This is a genomic window from Paenibacillus sanguinis 2301083 = DSM 16941 (genome assembly GCF_000374825.1).
Taxonomy (GTDB): Bacteria; Bacillota; Bacilli; order Paenibacillales; family Paenibacillaceae; genus Fontibacillus; species Fontibacillus sanguinis.
In genome coordinates, this window is sequence record NZ_KB895376.1 from 707,753 (window position 1) to 728,937 (window position 21,185).

Sequence of the window (21,185 nt, forward strand, 5' to 3'; positions counted from 1 at the left end):
ACCTATTTCTTTAACGCCATGAACCGCGCAGATGTTGCCATCTTGCCAGGAAGTTTTGCAGCTTTTTTTCCGAACATTGGAATGTTTGACTTGATTACGGACTACACTAATATTAATGCGATAGATTGATAGATTTATCTTACCATATTTCGGTGATTTCGAATCATTTTTCAAGCAGAGAAATTTCGGGAATTTCTCCCTGTGCTTTAATCAAAAACCCTTAGGAGGTAAACCATGGATTACTACTCTACGCCGATGAACGAGGTCAATTTACTCGCCAAGCTGGCGGACATAAAGGAAGAGCATTACCACCAGTGGCTAACCCTGAGCGCCATGATGGAGCTGCTGGTGGAGAAGGGCATTCTGACCCGAGAGGAGATAGATAAGAAGGCACAGGAAATCGACGGGTTCCTGACTCCCCCGCCATATCCTACGGTCTAGGAGACCACCCGTGGTGACATTATTATTGCGACGGCACATCTCACCCTCCGTTTTCAAGAACGGAAGGCGTTCTATTTGTTGTAAGCAGTATTCCTGAAAAGGTTACCGCTCATTCAGTACATCCCATGCCGTCGGACGATCATAGTAGGTCTCGCAGAGCCTGAACTCGCTGTCCTTATAGAAGCAGCCCCGATCCTCCATGGCTCCGCGCACAGACATCTTGGCCAGATCCAGCAAATTATGCTCACGGCTAAGATGCGCCAGATACACCCGCTTCAAACGGCCATTCAATATCTCGCTCATGAGCTCCCCGGTAGCCTCGTTAGACAGATGCCCCAAATCACCGAGAATACGACGCTTGATGTTCCACGGGTAACGTCCCATGCGAAGCATCTCTATATCATGATTGGCCTCCAGCACCAGAACATCAGCATCGCCGATGGATTCCTTTACCTTATCGCTGGCATAGCCCAGATCGGTGCAAACACTAAGCTTCTCCTTGCCATCGTAGAAGTTATAGCCCACTGGCTCAGCCGCATCATGGGAGATCGCGAAGGATTCGACCCGCAATGAGCCAAAATCGCGAACCTCTCCCGTGCCCAGCACACAGCGCTGCTCATCGGCCAGTGCCCCAACCGCCTTCTCCATTGCCAGCCAGGTCTTCTCGTTCGCATACACCGGAAGCTGGTATTTCCGCGCTACCGCTCCCAAACCCTTGATATGGTCGGAATGCTCATGCGTAATCAGAATGCCGTCTAATTGTTGCCCGGTCATTCCTCGCTCCTGCATCAGCTCATCGATACGTTTGGCGCTGAAGCCCGCATCGATCATCAAGGTCGTTTCCCCATTGTCCACCAGTGTCGCATTCCCCGTCGAGCCACTCGACAGTACCGAAAACCGTATCCCCATGTTCTCCCATTACTCCTTCGTCTTCTCCGTGTTCGGACTAATCACGTCACCGCTGATGCCCTGTACATAATACTCCGTGCCGTTTTCCAGCATAAAGCGCCAAGCTGGTGCCGCCGGCAAATGGGCGTCCGAGTCAAATAGCTCGCCGTAATATCCTAAGTCTATCTCAGTCACCACCGAGCCTTCCGGCAGGAAATTCTCTACCAGGTTTCCCAGCGCCTTGGAGGCGGACAGCACCCGCTGCGGCTTCTCCTCTTCCGGATAAGTGATCTCGATCGCCTGCAGCTGATACGAAATGATCTTCTGGTTGCTGTTGAACAGCTTCAACTCTATCTTGAACAGTGGCCATTTGCCGTCGACCAGTGGATGGAGTATGAAGACATCCGAGCTGCTGGCGGCCTCATCGTACCAATAGCCATTAATTCCGGGAAGGCTATCCTTCAGCGCAAGCGCTAGGTCACGCGGTGAGAAGATCAACTTGCTATCCACCGGCGCAGGCAGATCCGTCAGCTTGCCTTGCTGCCCACCATTGATGAACCGATAGGCGATTTTGGGCAGCTCTGGCGCCTCACTTGGAATCTTGGCCAGCACTCGAATCTCCTTTTCATCCATCGCCCTTTGCGTGTTATTCTCCAAGGCCGTAATGTCCAGACTGGAGTCGGCCTGTTCGCGCAGATCGTTCCATAACTGATAGCCCAGTACCAGATTCAGCAACAAAAAAGCATAGATCAACACATTTTTTGCCCGACCCCAATCCATAATCCGTCCCCTTTCCTCATTCTCTTCCCTAGGGTTCAACCGAACTCTGTTGCAGCACCCTGGTCGCCCCATTGCTCAACTCAACTACCCACATCGGCTTGAGCAACAAGCCCTGGTCAGTGAGAGAAGGCACATAGGCCGGATATAACCGGGCAATGCGCGCCTCATCCTTCAGCTCGGCAAGCTGCTCCCGCAGCGCCTCACCGCCCGGCAAAGCAACCACCTGCTTGTCCCAGCCTTCATCCGCATCATAGATCAACGACCGCTCGTAGCCGATAACCGTCCCTTGACGCACCTCCAGAGAGATGACTCCATAATGGAACGATACCAAATCCAGAATAGGAAACAGACCCGATGGTCCTGTGCCATAATACTGTTGAAATAAGACCCGCTGCTGATTGCCTCCGGCCCCGTCGTTCATCTGCTCCAAGCGGTATTTGCCATTCCAGCCGCCATACTGATTGACGAAGTCAACCGCAGACAATACGTTCTTGCTTGAGGAATTCTCCCCCGCCGAGGGCGCTGCCGGATCAGTATAGTTAATCCAGTTCCGGTCCTGTCTAACCTGAAGACTACGCTTGCCGTCCGTATAAATCTCGGAACCATCCTTCTCGCGAATGTAGCGGGTGATACTCGGGTCAAAAAACAAGCTCCGCTGCATCTGCTCCGTCGAGTATAGCCCGATACCAAGGCCCGCCTGCACCATGTCAATGGACTGCTCAGGAAGGTAAACCCCATCCTCCAGCGTATACGGCACCCAATCCTTGCCGAAATCCACCTGCTGCTGCACATCCTGCATCGTCAAGTCCGCCTTGGTGGCTTCATACACGACATCGCCGCGCGAGCTAAAGAAGAACACGCGCACCTGATCCTCGGTGCCCGTATTATAGATCAGGAGCCGATTTATGCTCTCCGCGTCAAATAGCGAATCAGGAGCAATCTGCATCACTCGCTGCAACAAGCCAATCGGGACACCTCCGCCAAACTCTAACTCCACGCCGATATGCTGGCTGCGAATCTCCGTCCAGTTGACATTATCCACCGCATAACGCTGGAATCCGTCGAACTGCCGCCCTTTCAGCCGCGAATAAATTAAATTGTAAAACGTAGAATCCGGGTAGAATAGCGTGTGCCTCCCCTCACCCATATGAACCACAATTTGCGCCGGGAACAGCAGCGTCTCCGCCTCCAGCGAGGCCCCCATATTTTCCGTCCGGATGTAGTCATTCTCTGTTTTGACCACCGGATTGCTGCCGGGGAGCTGATAGATCAGCAAAAAACTTTGTACCAAGCTGCACACCACCAGCAAGGCCAGCACCAACGATTTAATCTTCTCTTTCATCGCGTCTCGCCCCCTTGCTTCTGCATCGGCAGCGTAAAGGTTACCTTCGTGCCCTTGCCGAACTCGGATTGCAGGGAAATCGTGCCACCATGAGCTTTCACAATTTCCCGGGCAATCGACAAACCTAATCCCGTGCCACCCATATTCCGTGAACGGGCTTTGTCCACCCGATAGAAGCGCTCAAATATCCGGTCCAGGTCCTTCTTCGGAATGCCAATGCCGTTATCCTGCACAGAAATAGCCAACTGGCGATCCTCAGTCATACGTGCTTCCAAAGCAATCGTGCCGCCTTCCGGCGTGTACTTCATCGCATTGGACACAAGGTTGTCCAACACCTGGTCAATCTGATCCCGGTCCATAAGGACAGGCTCTACATCACTTGCGACAAAGATCGTTGGCTTGATATCCTTCTCCTGCATTTGAAAAGAAAATCGATCCGCCACTTCCTCCAGCATCTCCATCATATTGGCCGGCTGCTTGCGCAGCTCCGCTTCCTGAGAATCAAGACGCGACAGATGCAACAGGTCAGTGACCAGGCGAATCATCCGCTCCGTCTGGTTCTGGATGACCGACACAAAGCGAGGGCCCAGTTCCGCATCCTCCAGCGCACCATCCTCCAGAGCCTCTGTATAGCTCTTGATTGTCGTCAGCGGTGTACGCAGCTCATGCGATACATTGGCAACGAACTCCCGCCGCGATGCCTCCAGCTTCTCCTGCTCAGTGACATCCTGCAGCACGGCGATCGTACCGATGATGCCGAACTCCCGCCGATGAATCGGCGTGAAGGTCACGCGTATCAGCAGCAATCCGCCGTCAGGCGCATCATCCTCCAGCATCGCCGAATGCATCGTGCCCCGCTCCAACACGCCGCGTTCTTCCTCGGGTAAATGCAGCAGCGAAATGATGTCCGTCCCAATCGCTGGCTGATCCTCCACCTGGAGGATTTCCCCCGCCCGCCGATTCATCAGAATAACCCGGCCATGCTCGTCCGTAGCAATTACACCATCGCTCATATTGGTCAGAATTGAAGCCAGCTTCTCCTTCTCTTCCTCGTTCTGAGCGAGTGCATCCCGCAAACGGCTGGTCATATAGTTAAATGCCTTGCTAAGCTGCCCAATCTCATCATTGCCCAGCACAGGCATCTTCTGCTGGAACTCTCCTTCCGCAACGGCTGTTGCCCGTCGGGTCAGCTCCTTGATCGGCGACGTAATCGTATGGGCGAGAATGACGCCAAGCACGGCCGTCAGCCCCAGCGCCAGCAGAATACCGGAGATAAAAATATTGTTAATCCGCTCCATCGTACTGTATAGATCGCTCATCGAGGCAGCTATGTATATGGCACCGACAATTTTTCCGCCGCTGGCTACTGGCTTGGCTACCACCTTCTTGCGCACATTGTCCTCATCGATAATGTATTCCTCGTTATCGCGGATTCCCTGCAACGCCCGGCTGACCACAGTCTGCGTATTCTTGGTCCCCACATAATCGGCATGGGAAGGCTTGGAGGTCGTCAGTACCTTGCCGCTGGCGTCCAGCACCTGAATTTCCGCACCATTGATATTGAACAAATTGTTCACCAGTACACGCAAATTATCCAGCGATTCCTCCGCGGAATCTCCCGTGACTCCCAGGTTCTGTGCAGCCAGGACCGAGAGCAGCTCCGCCCGTTCCTGCAACTCCTTCGTGAAATTACTGGTTAGCGAGGTCTTCATCGCGCTGACAAAATAAACCCCGATCAACTGCATCGCAATCAGGATCAGCAGCACGTACACGATAATCAGCTTAGCCTGGAGAGTGCGAACGAAGGAGGATAAGTTCATGCTAGAATACCCCCGCCTTGGAGCTGCGCATCATATACCCCAAGCCGCGCCGGGTAAGGATATACTCGGGCTTGCTCGGGTCGTCCTCAATCTTCTCCCGTAGACGCCGAATCGTGACATCCACGGTGCGAACATCGCCGAAATACTCAAAACCCCATACGGCCTGAAGCAAATGCTCCCGAGTCATCACCTTGCCGGCATTTTTGACGAGGTAATGCACCAGCTCAAATTCCCGATGCGTCAAATCCAGCGGCTCCCCATTCTTGTGGACCGTATACATATCCGTATCTATGAACAATTCAAACAAGCTGATCCCCTGTCTTGCTTCTTCCGTACCTTCCACTTCCGTCTGCTTCTGCTGCCGCCGCAAATGCGCCTTCACCCGGGCCAGCAGCTCGCGCGTACTGAAGGGCTTGGTCACATAATCATCAGCTCCCAGCTCAAGGCCCAGCACTTTGTCGATTTCCCCGTCCTTGGCCGTCAGCATGATGATTGGGGTTTGCAGCTTGGCACGCACCTCACGGCATACATCCATCCCGTCCTTGCCGGGCAACATCAAATCTAGCAGGATCAAGTCCGGCTGCTCGGAAAAGGCCAATTCCACGGCCTCAATGCCGTCAAAGGCAAGTACAACCTCGTAGCCCTCTTTTTCCAGATTAAATTTCAGTATATCCGCAATGGGCTTCTCATCATCCACTACTAAAATCTTACCTTGCATGATTCAGTTCACCCCAAACTTTCAGCCATGTGCTTGTTATCCCTCTATCTTACCATAACCGAAGCTGCATCAGCTATCCAAGCCCCTGAACCCACTGAACCCGAAGTAACCGCTCACTCCATATATCCCTTTCTTGGCTTGTTATGTCATAGAAAAAAGCTCGCCCCAGTCATTCCGTTCCCTTAAGGTTCAGAAATGCCGGGCCAAGCTTGGTCGCTCAAAAGATTCCATCAAAAAACGCCAGATACGACTTACAGATACTTTAATGGATTCTGTACATTGCCATTCTCATGAATTTCAAAATGCAAGTGCGTGCCGGTAGAGCGTCCCGTATTGCCCATAACACCGATCTTCTCACCCTTTTCGACGACCTGCCCCTTCTCCACGTTATACTCCTTCAGATGGCCATATAATGTTTCATAGCCATTCTTATGGTCTATAATAACTACATTACCGTAGCCGGATTTGGTTCCAACATAGGACACCACGCCATGATCGGCCGCCAAAATCCCCTTGTTTGATGATACCAGATCGATCCCTTTATGAGTCCGGCCCCAACGCTGTCCGTAGCTGCTTGTCATCTTGGCGCTAAGCACCGGCCAGGCAAACTGCCCGCTGCCCTCACCCAATACAACCTTGGTTCCTTTCATCACGATCTTCGGTGACGATGGCTCGATAACTTCTTGTCCCAGCCATTCCTCGTGTACCAGCATGCCGTTCTCCTTGGTCACCCGGTATTCCATAGCCTTAAGACCGCTTGTTCCCAGAGAAATCACTTTGGTCTCCCCGGCGCGCATCTTGGGATTGGTCTGCACAACCACCTGAGGTTCAGTGACAATCTCTTCCACAATTCGCTCAACCGAGCGTACCGTGAGTGCCGGTTGTATCGCCTTTACATTCAACATTGTCCCGATTTGCAGCGTTCGCTCCTGTACACCAGGATTGGCCGCGAACAAATCTGCCTGGGACACGTCAAAGCGGGCTGCGATTGACGAAATCGTATCCCCTTCTTGAACCTCATATTGTACGGCCTTCTCGCCACCTTCAAGAATGAGCTGCGCTGCTTCTTCAGGGCTCATCACCCGGTCAGGGCTGACCTTGACGGCCGCCTGCTTGACCTCTTCGGTAATTTCTGCCGATTCCAGCTCGGCTCCGGTCGATTTTACATGATTATTGCTGGTAGCCTTGCCCCCTGTACGCTGAACCTTCGCGGCCAGTGTATTGCTGCTATCCTGCAAATAAGGAATATAACTGCTCTTCACCTGCTTCAGTACCTCTTGCACTGCAGCCGGGTCCTTGACGATAGCTACAACCTCACCGTTCACCCGAAGTTCCATGCCCTTGGCATAGCCGGTTAACTTGCCATACAGGGCATTCATTGTTGTCTCGGCATCGATCTCCGCCTTATACGCTTCCTCCGGCTTCGTAGTAATAACCTCGGTGTTAACCACCATATTAACGTCTGGATATTTTTCCTTATACGCTTGCTCTTTACGATCAATGACGGCTTGCAGCTGGGATTCACTCATGATAGCGCCCATATCCTGACCACCCAGGAACACCCGGTAGTAGGATACCGTGTTCGCCTTCACATACTGCTGCCCCCCCAGATACACTGTGCTGGCAATCAATACAACAGCGGCTCCGGCAATGATAACCTTGCGATATTTGAAGAACGAGGCCATGCTCACCCGTCCTTGAAATTTGGACATCTCTGAATCGTTCTCGGAGCGGCCATGTTTTCCTGATGTAGAAACATCGTTTTTACGCCATAACCGCCAGCCTTTTCCCGTAAAACCCTTCATACCGATCTCCTTTTCGACTCTACTCGACAATAAATAGTTTCAAAATTTTAACCTTTAATCGCTATTTAACTTTACCATAGCCGGACAACCGATTTCAACCGCCGGTAAAAATGCATAAAACCCGCATAACCATGCGGGTTTAGTGCTGTTCACGCTCCTTGGCGCCAACAGAGAAAAAATTTACAGTTGTGTGAATGGCTTCCCTTATTCTTTTAACATCTCGATAACTTTCGCATATTCTGCCTTATCCAGATGCTTGGACAGGATTTGTTCGATGTTAATCATTTCTGTCTCCGTCAAGCCGCCTTCCAGCGCATTGGTTAACTGTTGCATATCTTCCTGCGGCAGCTTTGACATGAGAATAGCAAAAATCTCTTCCTTCTCCTGATCGGGTAATTCATCCTTCTTCGCCACCAGATCATCCGGAGTCACTACGACCTGACTGTCCTGAACCAGGGCATCTCCTCCAGCCTCCAGGCCACCCATGACCGGTAAGGCTCCATCCGGTGCTGTTCCATTCTTCTCATCCGTCTGCGGCTCTGTATCCTCCCCTTGGTGAAGATCATCGGTGACGGCAGCCCGGCCCGGATTGACGCTACTGTTCCCGCTGCCCGATCCACCCGCCTGTTCACCAGCATCTGCCGCATCCTGATTGGAACGACTGCCAGACGGGTTATCCGAGATCGAGGGTGCTCCGCCCAGGCCCAGCATGCCTTTCATCATACTAACCAGGCTGGGAGCGTGCCCGGTCACGGGTAAATTATAGCTCCCTAGCAAGGACTGGACATACGAATTGACCATATAGCCTGTCGTCGCCATCGTTAATACACTAACTGCGACCACTGTCGCACCTAATTTTAACAGCCAGCCCATCCATTTCATAAATCGCATCATGATGCCTCCTTCTGCCTTGTCACTATCACGTGCTCTATCTTTTCTCAGTATGGACGGAGAAGCGTGATTTCAACCTTGACCGCAGAAGTACCGCAGAAAAAAACGCCTCAAGCGGATGTAGCCATCCTGCCGAGGCGGTGATCAATAGATTCTATATAATTAAAATGTATTATTCGTAGATAGGAAGCACCGGGTTGGTTTGACTGCGATTGCGACCTACTGAAAAAATGGCGATGGGTACGCCCGTCAGTTCAGCCACCCGCTCCACATAATAGCGAGTTGTTGCCGGCAAGTCCTCCAGTGTCTTTGCTTCAGAGATATCCTCGCTCCAGCCAGGCATTTCTTCATAGACGGCTTCACATTCAGCAAGCATTTTCAAGCTAGCCGGGTAATGCGTAATCACTTCGCCGCGATATTTGTAGCCTGTGCAGATCTTGACCGTCTTCAAGCCAGTCAATACATCCAGTGAATTCAGCGACAACCCGGTCAAACCGCTCACCCGGCGTGTATGTCGTACGACGACACTGTCGAACCAACCTACCCGGCGTGGACGTCCTGTGACCGTGCCATATTCATGACCCGTTTCCCGAATGAGATCGCCGATTTCGTCGTTCAATTCCGTTGGGAATGGCCCATCGCCAACACGAGTCGTGTAGGCCTTGGCTACGCCAATGATTTGATGAATCTTCGTTGGTCCCACGCCGGACCCATTACATACCCCGCCCGCAGACGGATTTGAAGAGGTTACAAATGGATAAGTCCCTTGATCGATATCAAGCATCACACCTTGAGCTCCCTCAAACAATACCTTTTCATTGGCATCAATCGCCTCGTTCAGAACAACCGAAGTATCAGCCACATAAGGACGAATAAATTCGGCATATTCCAGGTACTGCTTGAGCACAAGCTCCACATCCAGCGGCTCCCCGCCGTAGACTTGTTCAATTAAATGATTTTTCTCTTTCATGATGTGCCGAAGCTTCATTTCAAATTCCTCAGGGTCCATCAGGTCGGCGATGCGAATGCCGCTGCGAGCAGCCTTATCCATATACGCCGGACCAATCCCCTTACGGGTTGTGCCAATCTTGTTGTCTCCCTTGCGATCTTCTTCCAAGGCATCCAATACCAGATGATAGGGTAGAATGACATGCGCACGATCGCTGATCAGCAAATTTTTTGCACTGAAGCCATTCTCTTCAACATATTTAATCTCATCGATCAGTGCAGCAGGATTAACAACAACCCCGTTGCCGATGATGCAGCGTTTATCTTTATTGAAGATACCTGACGGAATCAAGGTAAGCTTGTACTTCTTGCCATCGATAAGAATGGTGTGACCGGCATTATTACCGCCTTGATAACGGGCCACCACATCTGCGCTGTCCGCCAGAAAATCCGTGATTTTTCCTTTACCTTCGTCTCCCCATTGTGTTCCCACAACGACTACCGTTGACATGTACATTCCCCCGCACGGTGCGTCAGGCACCTATATTTGAGTATTTGAGCATTGCAAAAGTCAGCCTCAGGTTCGCTTCCCACAAATCCCCGGCCGATGATCTTCCCGGACTGCTAAAGTATAGTCAAAAACTAGCAGCTACACGCTTAACAGACACGATCTGCTGTGATGTTGCCGCTTTAACGCAGCAATATTAGTTTAACAGCCTCCTTTTTTAAAGTCAAATCCAAAAACGAACGATAAGTGCTTTGCATTTTACAATTGTTCGGAATTGAAACGGATTTATTCTGATAAAAAGAGGAATCTTCACGACCCCGTCCCAGAGCAGGCGGGTGCGAAGATCCCTCTGGCTATTCAAGCGACACCGAGAAACGGCGTTACAGCTTGAAGGTGGCGACAGCCTTTTGCAAATCCGTCGACAGCTCGGAGAGCTGACGGATGGCCATAGCAATCTGCTCCATGGCTGCACTTTGCTGCTCGGATGCGGCAGCGACCTCTTCGGAAGAAGCCGCCTGTTCCTGAGTTACGCCAGAGATTTGCTGCACAGATGAAGAAATGGTCTGGTAAGATTCTTCCACCAAGAGCAAAGTTTGCAGCAATTGATCGGTCCGCGCGGAGAAGTTGCTGATGCCCTGGAAGATATCCTGGAAATTACGATGCGTCTTGCTCATCCATTCCTGGCCTTCCTCAACCGCTTGGCTGCCTTCACCGATACTTTCAACGACGAGACGGCTGTTCTCTTGTGTCCCTACAACCAGCTCTTTAACAGATGAAGCCGCGTCACCAACTTGTTCAGCCAGCTTACGAACCTCGCCGGCTACGACAGCAAATCCGCGGCCCATCTCACCAACACGGGCCGCTTCAATGGAAGCATTCAGCGCAAGCAAATTGGTCTGCTGGGCGATATCTGTGATCAAGCCTACCACTTCGCCGATTTCCTTGGACCGTTCCTCCAGTTGACCCGCAGTAGTCTCCGAATGACGCATCACTTCTTCTATTTTGTTCATATGACGCAGGGTTTCGTTGACCATGTTCTGTCCTTCTTCGGACTGTTTGCTTACCTGTTCAGCAATCGACTGCATACCATTCACATCGGACACAACGCCCGTTAATTGCTCCTGAATCTCCATAACCGAAGCAGAGCTATGAGTGATTGATTCGACCACTTCATTGATGCCCTCACTCATACTATTCATCGATACCGCTACCTGCTGCGCACTTTCACTGGATTCCTTAGTAACGTGCAGCAATTGGGAACTGGTATCCGCCACTTCGCGAGAGGAGGTGGAGATATGGCTAATCAATTGCTTCATATTTGTGCCCATGGTGCGGAAGGATTCGGCCAGACGTCCGGTTTCATCCGTTCCATGAACCTCAACTTCTACCGTTAAATCACCGGTAGCAAAGCGTTCCGTGGCATGCACAAGCTGCTTGATGGGCTTGGAAATAATACGGCCGATGGCGAAGGATAGCCCTGTACCAAGCAGTAGTACAAACAAGGTAATCAGTACACTGTACAATACGACCCTCTGTGTGGTAGCAGGAATAGCGGAAGCATCCAGATCAATACCCAGCAAGCCAGCCGTCGTGCCGTCACCCTTTTGCAGCGGGATGAAGATCGACTTGTGAACTCCAAATTCATCCTTATAGATTTCGCTGATCGTTTCCTTGCCCTCGGAGACAGTACTTTTCATATCATCAGAGAATGGATAGTCAAGATTAAAATCTCCCTCCGTATCCGACAAGGCAATGATTCGCTCTGTGCCGCCGTCGTTAGAAAGAATAAATATGTTCTCCAATTCGTATTCTTGCTTCAGACGGTCCATGGCTTGACGCGTTTCCTGATAAACGACGGTGTCCGGGCCTGTGATGTCCAGCTTGTTGCCCTCAATGCGCTCAAGCTCGTTCTCCACCACATGAATATTGCTTTGCAGGCGTTCATCAAGCTGGTTCTTCAGCTGTCCGCTCAAGGTAGAATTCACTACAATCAATAAACCTACAAAACAAATAATTGTAATAAGAACGATTTGCATCGTACCTAACATGATTTTAGCTGAAATGCTGCCTAGAAATAATTTTCTGATCTTTTGCTTCACTGCAAGCTCACTCCTGGTTGTTAGTATAGTATGAGGGTCAGTTAACCGATGTTGCGTGAAAGGTCTCATATACTTCGGAGACGCACTGCTTCAAATATTGGACGATTTCTGTAACATGCTCGGGCTGGGTATGCGGTGAAATGACGAAGAACTTACTGACATACAACGGAATCCGTCTCCCCTCTACCGTATTGACCAGCAAATGCTTCTTCGTATCGCCGAAGAACATTTTATCCCGACGCTCGCCCAGCTTCTCGAACAGGCGTTCATTCAACCGATTGCTTTGTTCAATCTCCTCCAAGGAGCACGTTCCCTTAACCTCATCGGCAAATCGCGGACTTCCCGAGGGATAGATGCGGATCAAGGTAGACATGCCCGAATTGTCCGGATTGGCAATATCCGCCTGTGGAATTTCTGCGATCATTTGCCGCCTGAACTCTAAGGAGACCTCTAGGAACTGAGCCAGTAACCGCTGATATCCCTCCACGCCAAAGGCCAGAAGCAGACTATACATGCTAATTGAGCTGGCCATACGGGAGCATTCCAGCGTGTAGCCGGTATGGTAATCTCCATAACCGCGATGGCCCACATAAGGCGTCTCGTCTGCCTCCAGGTCCATCAATTGCAGATCGTTGGCATTTTTCAGCAAGAACAAGCTGGATACATAAGGAGCCTGACCTAGCTTTTGAAAGTCAAAGCATAAGGAATCCGCCAGGGACAACAGACGCATCTTACGCTGAATCGGTGCCAGCATGTCCAGGACTTCTTGACTCAGACCCAGCGGGTTGCCTCCCAAGGAATACTCGTTAAAGAACGCAAAAAAACCGCCCAACGCCGAATCTGCGTGGATATGCGGGCATGGCAAACCAAACCGTTTCGCCGTTTCTTCAGCGACGGCACGAATTTCGCCAATATCATCAATGCCGATGGCATCCGTTGTTCCCGTGGTAGCCACGATATAAATAGGTATACCGCCAAGTAAGCCAACCTTTTCCAAATTACGCTTCAAATCAGCCACATCCATGGAACTATCAGGCAAAGTTTTGATTTTAATCAGGTGATCGCTGCCGATCCCCGTTGCCTCCATTGACTTTAAGAGACTGTAATGCGCTGCTTCCGAGCAAAAGGCGTACAGGTTGTTCGGAACCCCTCGACGAAGCGCATCCGGAGCATACTTGGCGATTGCTAGACGGAGTCCGGAAAATACCGCTCCTTGGCCACCCCATGTTGTGTAACCTCCACTCTTAGAGGCATCAAAACCAACAAGCTTGGACATCATAGCTGTCACGCGGACCTCGGCTTCTGCACCAGCAGGCCCATAAACGTCCCACAGATTATTTCCGTTTACCAGCATAGCCGTCAGCATACCGAGCATGCCTGGAATGGAAGCCATCGGCAGAATATTCGTAAAAAAGTACTTCGTGTGGTACGGATGACCGTGCAGCAGCTTTAATAACTCGCCATTAACCTCCTGCATAGCAGCACCTTCATGGGGAATGACGCTCTGGGCCATTAACTGACCGTAAAAATCAGCATTTCGCACCTTCTCGCCCCTGAGGTTAACGGCCTCAGGATTCTTTAGCTCATCCACACCGCTAACAAGCTGCTCAATCAATTCCATCAGCAATTTACGCTGGACCGGATTTCCATCTTCACTGGGGAACCATTCTCTGACATCCGGCCTACCGTTCATTTCCATCTGCGATCTCTCCTAATGATCTGATTTGAGGTTCTTTTGTACCATTTCAACCGTTGGAAGAAGCCTTCTGGCATATACTATATATATATCGGCAGATGTAAGGTTATTAATGACCCCCTTTCACCCTTTTCATTTCCTTACAAGGTTAAATTGTACCATTTATCCATATTACGTACAGGTCGTAATCAGGAATATATTCCATGATATGGAAGGTGTTTTTATGCCTTATGGCCTACTAAAAAGCAAAAAAAGGCCAACGATTGTATCGTTGGCCTAGCCCTTCCTGCCTAGCTAAATACGCTTTCAGCAAATTTTTGCAACACACCATTAATTATCCGGCTGCAAAAGCGTCACCATGCATCCGTTCATAGTTTGCAAATTTGTTGAAATTTTTCAAGAATACAAGTTCGACGGTCCCTACTGGACCATTCCGCTGCTTGGCAATGATAATTTCAATAATATTCTTCTTCTCGGTCTCTTGATTATAATAATCATCCCGATACAGAAAGGCGACGATATCGGCATCCTGCTCGATGGAACCGGACTCCCGAAGGTCAGACATCATCGGACGTTTATCCTGCCGTTGCTCAACCCCCCGGCTTAACTGGGACAGTGCTATCACCGGCACCTCCAGCTCCCGGGCAATCTGCTTCAGCGTTCGGGATATCTCGGACACCTCTTGCTGGCGGTTCTCGCCGGCCTTGCCCCGACCATGAATCAGTTGCAAATAATCGATAACAATCATGCCCAGGCCGCGCTCTTTCTTCAACCGACGGCACTTGGCACGAATATCAGCTACCGTGACACCTGGCGTATCATCAATATATATCTCCGCTTCCGACAACGCAGCAATCCCCATCGTCAGTTTGGACCAATCATCATCGCTTTTGAAGTCCCCCGTTCTCATCACACTGGCATCCAGGTTGGCTTCCGCACAGATCATCCGTTGCACAAGCTGAGCGGCCGACATCTCCAGACTGAAGATCGCTACCGTCTCCTTGGCCCGAACGGCAACATTCTGCGCGATGTTCAAGGCGAAGGCCGTTTTACCCACGGAAGGACGAGCTGCTACGATAATAAGGTCGTTTCGCTGGAAGCCTGCCGTCATCTTGTCCAAATCCACGAAACCGGACGGGATGCCCGTTGTATTCCCGCGATTCTGGTGCAATAGCTCTACCCGATCGAATACTTCCATCAGCACATCGCGAATAGCGATAAACCCGCTGCCCGAGCGGCTGTTAGAGATTTCAAGAATGCGCCGCTCGGCATCGCTCAGCATTCCGGCTACATCTTCCCCACCGGTATACCCATCGCTGACGATTTGCGTCGCGGTGCGAATCAACCGCCGCAACATCGACTTCTCTTCGATGATTCGAGCGTAATAATCTACGTTTGCTGCAGTAGGCACACCATGAGCAAGCTTGGCCAGATAGCTGACTCCGCCGATATCCTCCAGTTCGCCCCGATCCTTCAGCTTGGCGGTAAGCGTTACCAGATCGATGGGCTGACCATCCTCACCTAGTTGAACCATCGCTTCAAAGATTAATTGATGGGGCTTATCATAGAAGTCTTCGGTACGCACTCGCTCCATCGCGGTAATAAGCGCCTCCGACTGCAGCAGTACCGCCCCAAGTACCGCTTGCTCGGCTTCCAGGTTTTGCGGGGGGATCCGGTCGAAAAACAGATCTCCACTCATCTTATTCCTCCGTAACGTGAACCTTCAACGTCGATTTTACTTCCGCATGAAGCTTCACCGGTACTTGAGTTACTCCCAAGGTCCGGATCGGATCGCTCATCTCGATCTTCCGCTTGTCGATCTTCACGCCGTGCTTCGCCAACGCCTCAGCCACCTGCTTGCTGGTGATAGCGCCGAACAATCGACCACCCTCGCCCGCCTTCGCTTTCAGCTCAATCGTCATTTCCTCCAGCTTCTTGCCAAGCTGAGCCGCTTCTTCCTTCTCCTGCTGCTTACGCTTTTGCTCTGCCGCATTTTGCTGCTCCAGTGTCTTCACATTGCCTTCCGTGGCTGGACGTACCAGTCCGCGCGGCAGCAAGAAGTTTTGTGCGTAGCCCTCGGATACGTTCTTAACCTCGCCTTTTTTACCTTGTCCTTTGACATCCTGCAAAAAGATAACCTTCATTCGAATAACCCCTCTTCCTTATCTATTTCATCCAGCACGTCCAGCAGCTTTTTCTCCGCTTCCTCCTGGGTTCCTTCCAATTGAACTGCCGCATTGGTCAAATGACCGCCGCCGCCCAGCCGCTCCATTACTACCTGGACATTCATGCTGCCCAAGGAACGGGCGCTGATGCCTACCAAGCCATCAGGCCGTTCACTAATGACGAACGAAGCCAGCACCCCCGTCATATTCAGCAGCGTATCGGCCACCTGGGCGATTAAAAGCTGCGGAATCTTACGATTCTGCTCCGCCACCGCCAAAGCAATATGCCCATGAATCATCCGGGCATGCTTGATGATATCGGCCTTGGCGATGTACTCTTGCAGGTCCTCCTTGAGTATCCGTTGCACCAGCACCGTATCCGCTCCATTGCGACGGAGAAAGGCTGCCGCTTCAAACGTCCGGGAGCCGGTATGTAATGCGAAGTGCTTCGTATCCACGGTGATCCCCGCGAGCAGCGTGGTCGCCTCCAGCGGACTTAGTTCCACCTTCTCGTGAATATATTGCAGCAGCTCCGTTACCAACTCGCAGGCTGATGAAGCATACGGCTCCAGGTAGACCAACACGGCATCGTTGACGAATTCCTCGCCCCGCCGGTGGTGATCGACTACCACGATCCGGCTGGCTGCTTCCACAAGCCGCGGCTCCAACGTAATGGAGGCCTTGTGCGTATCCACCAGCACCAGCAGCGTATGCTCCGTCATCATGTCCATAGCTTGCTCCGGCGTGACGAAGCGCTTCGCGAGCGCCTCTTCCTTATCGATGCGCTCCATCAAGCGCTCAATGCCCGGGTTGCTGCCATCCAGTACGATATGAGCCTCGACCTTATACATGTCGGCAGCCTTGAGCACACCGATGGACGCTCCAATTACGTCGAGATCGGGCACGCGATGGCCCATGATGATCACGCGGTCGCTCTCCTGCATCAGATCGCGCAGCGCATGCGCGATGACGCGGGCGCGGACCCGTGTCCGCTTCTCTATGGCGCCCGACTTGCCGCCATAGAAGGACAAACGCTGGCCGGCCTTTACGGCGGCCTGGTCACCCCCGCGGCCGAGCGCCATATCGAGACTGGACTGCGCCAGCTCGCCCAGTTCGCTGAACCGCTCGGCACCAAAGGCCAGGCCAATGCTTAGCGTAATCGGCACCTTGAGGTCCGCGGTCATCTCGCGGACCTCATCCAGAATCACGAACCGGCTTTGCTCCAGTTCGTTCAGCGATTTCTGATTCAGAATCATCAGATATCGCTCGGAAGATAGCCGCCGCAGGTACACGCGGTATTGCTTGGCCCATTCCGTGATCGTCGTCGATACGCGGGCGACCAGGGCTGTCCGCTGCTGATCATCCATTCCCTGCGTGGCTTCATCCAGGTTATCCAGAAGAACAATACCCAACGCCGCCCGCTCATCCTCATAACGGGTGCGGAGCAAGGACAGCTCGGTCATATCATGAATATAAATCATCCGCTCCACCGTGTCGATGATCAGCTCATAGACGCGGCCATTCACCGTCGACTCCAGCGTCACCCGCCCGTCCCCGCCATCCTTCTTCTGAGGCGGCGGCAACTGTGGCAGCTTTAAGGCATGAAGCGGCTCGCCCACAACCGATTCCTTGCCATACATTCCGGCGATGAATTCATTATGCCATTCCACCGAACGATCCTCACTGTACAGCAGAATCCCGAAGGGCAACCGGCTGACGGCTTCCCCTTCCACCCGCTTGATGCGGTAATTCAAGTCCGTCACATAACGCACTAATTCTTGGCGGAATTGCCGCTCCGCCCGAAACATACTGAAAGTCAACACGCCAACCAGACAGAGGCAGATCAACCCCAAAATCCAGTTCAAATAAGAGACGAAGATGACAAGCAGCAATTGAAGCATGAACATCCACACGGTTTGGTAACCGTACCAACGTTTTTGCAGTGAATTCGGCATGCCTTTCACCCTATCGTCTTGTTCTAGTCATCGCATCACGCAGCGGAAAAGCAATATCAAGCATCCCTACAATCCATAGCGGCGGAATCAACAGCAATGCCACAATAGCCAGTATAGGAAATACAGGATTCCACTTGCGATGGTACGCTACGAAGAAGAAGAAGCTGGCCGCCTGTACCATAAACAAGAACTGCAGGAGTGGAATCAGGTTCACCAGGATCGTACCCATGAAGCCTTCGCGAATAGCCTCTCCTCCAAATAACTGCAATAACGTACAGAGCAAGTAATACCAAATCAACGAACGCGGCAATTTCCAGTCGCGAAGTGGAGCCAGCTTCGGCAAGGCATGACCCAGACTTGAGAGCGTAGGCCGCGAGATCGCATGAGCGATCGAAGCCATAAGCAGCGCACAGACGACCATGGTGGACGGAATGATGCGCACTGTCAGGGAGGAGAATTGCTCGCTCAGTTCAGGCGACCAGGCAATACTGCCGGCCAGCGGAGTATCCGCTACATTTTGGAACGGGGCCATAACGGCATTCACCATGTCCTGAATCGCAATCGTCAGGTTAAAGTCGAAGAAGACCGTACTGATCAGCAGGATAAGCAGGAAGTCCAGCACGATTGTCCCGGCTCCCACCATCAACGCACGGAAGGCAGGTCCTTTTCTCTTATACACAACCCCCATCGCAATGGATGGAAGGATGAAGTAGATGGCTTGCAACAAAATAATCGGTCCCACCATCAGCGAAGCTACCAGCCATACGATTGCTATATGTAGCAAGAATCCTCGGGTTGACAACGTTGTATACAACAAAATACCCGGTACGATCAGAAAAAAAACGGTAATGACCGTAAACGGGGTAGCCAGTGACAGCAGGAGAAGTAAATATACGATACTCCAGGCCACCGATGTCCACAGCTTCAAATAGGTTCACCTCTTATGCATATGTTCTTCCAAAGTTGAAATATCCTGATACCAGTCTTCGAGTTGGTGGCCCTCTTGCTTATGCTTCTTCAGTTTATCCAGAATGTCATCATCCAACTGCTGATAGGAGACTCCCAGTCTCCGTCCCAGAATGTAGCTGCTGACGATCAGACTGGCAAGACTGTCCGTTACCCGCGATGTGCTGCCTTCCCACAGGGCCTTGAACAAGCGGGATACGTGATCGACTACTTCGGTTTTGAGCCACTCAATCACCTTGGCGCGTTTGGCCACATCCATTTCCCTTTGCATGACGGACAGCTTCCACCCTCCCGAAAAAGCTTTATTGTTCATTATAGCACAATTTTATTGCGCACTTGCCGAATCCCGGGTCACGAATTTCTCACAATATTCGATAATCTGGCTGCGCCGGACGATGCCAATGAACCGCCCTCGGTCGTCCACCACCGGCACAAAGTTCTGTACCTTGGCCAAATTGATCAAATCCTCCATATCGGCGTCAATTCGGACCGGCTTGATGTCCATTTTCAACGGAACATCCTTGAGTAGAAATTTTGAAGCCGTCTCAAACGTAATTTTCCCGTCCGAGTTCTTCATATGCCACAGCAGATCCCCTTCCGTTACCGTTCCTACATACGCTCCGTCATGATCCAGAATCGGAACCGCTGTATAACGGTGAAATTCCATCCTCTCCAGGGTTTGACGCAAAGTGGAATCCAGGGTAACAGCCACCACATTATTTTTTGGAAGCAGAAAAAATGCAATATTCATGAGAGCAGATCCTCCTCATCCTTCTTTCAGACTCCCCTTAATTTCTACGTTTCAAACCAGCGGATGTTCCGCAAAGCGCGTGAAATCGGCAGCCGTTAAGTCAGGCTGCCGAGGGGTACGTTCCTATCGTATGCGTTCATTATCTTCTTGATTGCCCGTTAGCGGACGCTACGCTATCTTTCCCGGTTGCCGCTGACTCGCTCTCGGCTTGCTTGGCGTCACGGGATTCCGGGGTGATCAGGTTAGCCGGCTCCGTATCGGGATTAAGCCAATCCTCAATCATGGTCTGAGCAAATTTCAGTTCCTCTTCATTGACCTTATCATAATAAATGCCATTAATGCGCGTGCCTTTACCTGTAATAGTGAAGCCACTGATTTGCGGAGACTGCCCGACAAGCAGCAGATTCTTGGATAATTCAATAATTTGAGTTGGTGGCAAATCGGTTTTGAAGTTGGCTCCCATCATATTAATTAGCTCTGGAATCTTTGTCACCTGATCAAGACTAAGCATCCGATCTGCCATCGCATGCAGGAACACTTGGTGACGCATGTTGCGGTTATATCCACCATCTTCACGATACCGGACGAAGTTCAATGCTTCCTGTCCATCGTAAATCGGTTTGTTCGCCTTAATCGTGAACTTTTCATGATCGGCTTGCTTATTCACAATATCCTTCGTAATCGGTAACTCAATGCCGCCAAGGGCATCTACGATTTCCTTTACACCATCGAAATTAATCGCCGCATAGTAGTCGACGGAAGCACCCAGGAGATGCTCTACCGTCTCCTTGGCCATCTTCTCACCGCCAAAGGCGTACGCGTGATTAATCTTGTCCTCCCGATCTCTGCCCACGATCTCTGTATAGGTGTCCCGTGGAATCGAGACTAGCAGCACCTTGGCATCCTCTGGTCTGACTACTGCATAGATCATCGTATCGGACCGGGCCGCCTCGCTATCGCGTTGATCTATGCCTAACAGCAACGCGGCGAATGGCTCCAGCTTCTGCTGCTTCTCTTCCTGAACCGGCTTAGTCTCTTCTCCTTCAATTGGAGAATAGGACTTCTCCAGGGTCTGTTCTACCTTGCCGGAGAGGAACAGATCAAAGGCCATGACGGCTAGCGGCTTACGGAACAGATATGCCGAAGTACCCACAACGAGCAGGACTGCAACAATAATCCCCCATTTTTTCACCGATTGTCCACCTGTCCTCTGGCGTTTATGCTTGCGTTCTATCATTTTAATGCGCCTCCACTTGCTGTAGTTCTCCCTATTCTCTCAACCAAAAGGTTGGTCTCAACGAAATAACTCTACCGCTTCGTAAATATAACACACCAAGGAATTGAGGTTCAACATCAGCAAAAAGAGATCCTTGAGAAGGCCCCCTCTCTAAGATCTCTCTTCCAATAATCTA

18 protein-coding genes are annotated in these 21,185 nt (G+C 51.3%); 1 reads left to right on the plus strand and 17 read right to left on the minus strand.

Annotated features, from left to right (window positions below):
- Positions 1 to 234 precede the first annotated feature (234 nt).
- Positions 235 to 441: a hypothetical protein gene (locus C557_RS0103285; RefSeq protein ID WP_018750399.1), complete on the plus strand. Its 207-nt coding sequence runs from the start codon at positions 235 to 237 to the stop codon at positions 439 to 441.
- Positions 442 to 543: 102 nt separating this feature from the next.
- Here C557_RS0103285 and C557_RS0103290 read toward each other — a convergent pair whose 3' ends face one another.
- The 17 genes from C557_RS0103290 to C557_RS0103370 all read right to left on the minus strand — a co-directional run bounded on the left by C557_RS0103290 (position 544) and on the right by C557_RS0103370 (position 21,010).
- Positions 544 to 1,350, minus strand: a complete 807-nt coding sequence (locus C557_RS0103290; RefSeq protein ID WP_018750400.1) for an MBL fold metallo-hydrolase — start codon at positions 1,348 to 1,350, stop codon at positions 544 to 546.
- A gap of 9 nt (positions 1,351 to 1,359) precedes the next feature.
- Entirely contained in the window at positions 1,360 to 2,109 is a 750-nt protein-coding gene (gene yycI, locus C557_RS0103295) for a two-component system regulatory protein YycI (protein ID WP_018750401.1), read from the minus strand.
- Between the two features lie 28 nt (positions 2,110 to 2,137).
- Positions 2,138 to 3,451 carry a YycH family regulatory protein gene (locus tag C557_RS0103300; RefSeq protein ID WP_018750402.1) on the minus strand — a complete coding sequence of 438 codons (1,314 nt, stop codon included), beginning with the start codon at positions 3,449 to 3,451 and terminating at the stop codon, positions 2,138 to 2,140.
- Entirely contained in the window at positions 3,448 to 5,271 is a 1,824-nt protein-coding gene (gene walK, locus C557_RS0103305; RefSeq protein ID WP_018750403.1) for a cell wall metabolism sensor histidine kinase WalK, read from the minus strand. Before walK ends, C557_RS0103300 begins: the two co-directional genes overlap by 4 nt.
- A 1-nt stretch (position 5,272) precedes the next feature.
- Positions 5,273 to 5,989 (minus strand): response regulator YycF, encoded by a 717-nt coding sequence (yycF, locus tag C557_RS0103310; RefSeq protein WP_018750404.1) that lies wholly within the window; start codon positions 5,987 to 5,989, stop codon positions 5,273 to 5,275.
- A gap of 251 nt (positions 5,990 to 6,240) precedes the next feature.
- Entirely contained in the window at positions 6,241 to 7,794 is a 1,554-nt protein-coding gene (locus tag C557_RS0103315; protein ID WP_018750405.1) for a peptidoglycan DD-metalloendopeptidase family protein, read from the minus strand.
- A 204-nt stretch (positions 7,795 to 7,998) separates the two neighbouring features.
- On the minus strand, positions 7,999 to 8,688 hold the full coding sequence (locus tag C557_RS0103320; RefSeq protein WP_240472906.1) for a hypothetical protein: 690 nt from the start codon (positions 8,686 to 8,688) through the stop codon (positions 7,999 to 8,001).
- Positions 8,689 to 8,857: 169 nt separating this feature from the next.
- The gene (locus C557_RS0103325; protein ID WP_018750407.1) at positions 8,858 to 10,144 is read right to left on the minus strand and encodes an adenylosuccinate synthase; all 1,287 of its coding nucleotides are present in this window, start codon (positions 10,142 to 10,144) and stop codon (positions 8,858 to 8,860) included.
- 377 nt (positions 10,145 to 10,521) lie between these two features.
- Positions 10,522 to 12,189 carry a methyl-accepting chemotaxis protein gene (locus C557_RS0103330; RefSeq protein WP_051082405.1) on the minus strand — a complete coding sequence of 556 codons (1,668 nt, stop codon included), beginning with the start codon at positions 12,187 to 12,189 and terminating at the stop codon, positions 10,522 to 10,524.
- Between the two features lie 88 nt (positions 12,190 to 12,277).
- Positions 12,278 to 13,939 carry a pyridoxal phosphate-dependent decarboxylase family protein gene (locus C557_RS0103335; RefSeq protein WP_018750409.1) on the minus strand — a complete coding sequence of 554 codons (1,662 nt, stop codon included), beginning with the start codon at positions 13,937 to 13,939 and terminating at the stop codon, positions 12,278 to 12,280.
- A 331-nt stretch (positions 13,940 to 14,270) separates the two neighbouring features.
- Complete coding sequence (gene dnaB / locus C557_RS0103340) at positions 14,271 to 15,635, minus strand: replicative DNA helicase (protein ID WP_018750410.1); 1,365 nt, start codon at positions 15,633 to 15,635, stop codon at positions 14,271 to 14,273.
- Position 15,636: 1 nt separating this feature from the next.
- Positions 15,637 to 16,080 (minus strand): 50S ribosomal protein L9, encoded by a 444-nt coding sequence (rplI, locus tag C557_RS0103345; protein WP_018750411.1) that lies wholly within the window; start codon positions 16,078 to 16,080, stop codon positions 15,637 to 15,639.
- Positions 16,077 to 18,056: a DHH family phosphoesterase gene (locus C557_RS0103350; RefSeq protein WP_018750412.1), complete on the minus strand. Its 1,980-nt coding sequence runs from the start codon at positions 18,054 to 18,056 to the stop codon at positions 16,077 to 16,079. Before C557_RS0103350 ends, rplI begins: the two co-directional genes overlap by 4 nt.
- A 10-nt stretch (positions 18,057 to 18,066) precedes the next feature.
- Positions 18,067 to 18,984: a DUF2232 domain-containing protein gene (locus C557_RS0103355; RefSeq protein WP_018750413.1), complete on the minus strand. Its 918-nt coding sequence runs from the start codon at positions 18,982 to 18,984 to the stop codon at positions 18,067 to 18,069.
- 6 nt (positions 18,985 to 18,990) lie between these two features.
- Positions 18,991 to 19,293: a MazG-like family protein gene (locus C557_RS0103360; RefSeq protein WP_018750414.1), complete on the minus strand. Its 303-nt coding sequence runs from the start codon at positions 19,291 to 19,293 to the stop codon at positions 18,991 to 18,993.
- Between the two features lie 54 nt (positions 19,294 to 19,347).
- Positions 19,348 to 19,773: a CBS domain-containing protein gene (locus C557_RS0103365; protein ID WP_018750415.1), complete on the minus strand. Its 426-nt coding sequence runs from the start codon at positions 19,771 to 19,773 to the stop codon at positions 19,348 to 19,350.
- A 139-nt stretch (positions 19,774 to 19,912) separates the two neighbouring features.
- Positions 19,913 to 21,010: an LCP family protein gene (locus C557_RS0103370; RefSeq protein ID WP_018750416.1), complete on the minus strand. Its 1,098-nt coding sequence runs from the start codon at positions 21,008 to 21,010 to the stop codon at positions 19,913 to 19,915.
- Positions 21,011 to 21,185: the final 175 nt, after the last annotated feature.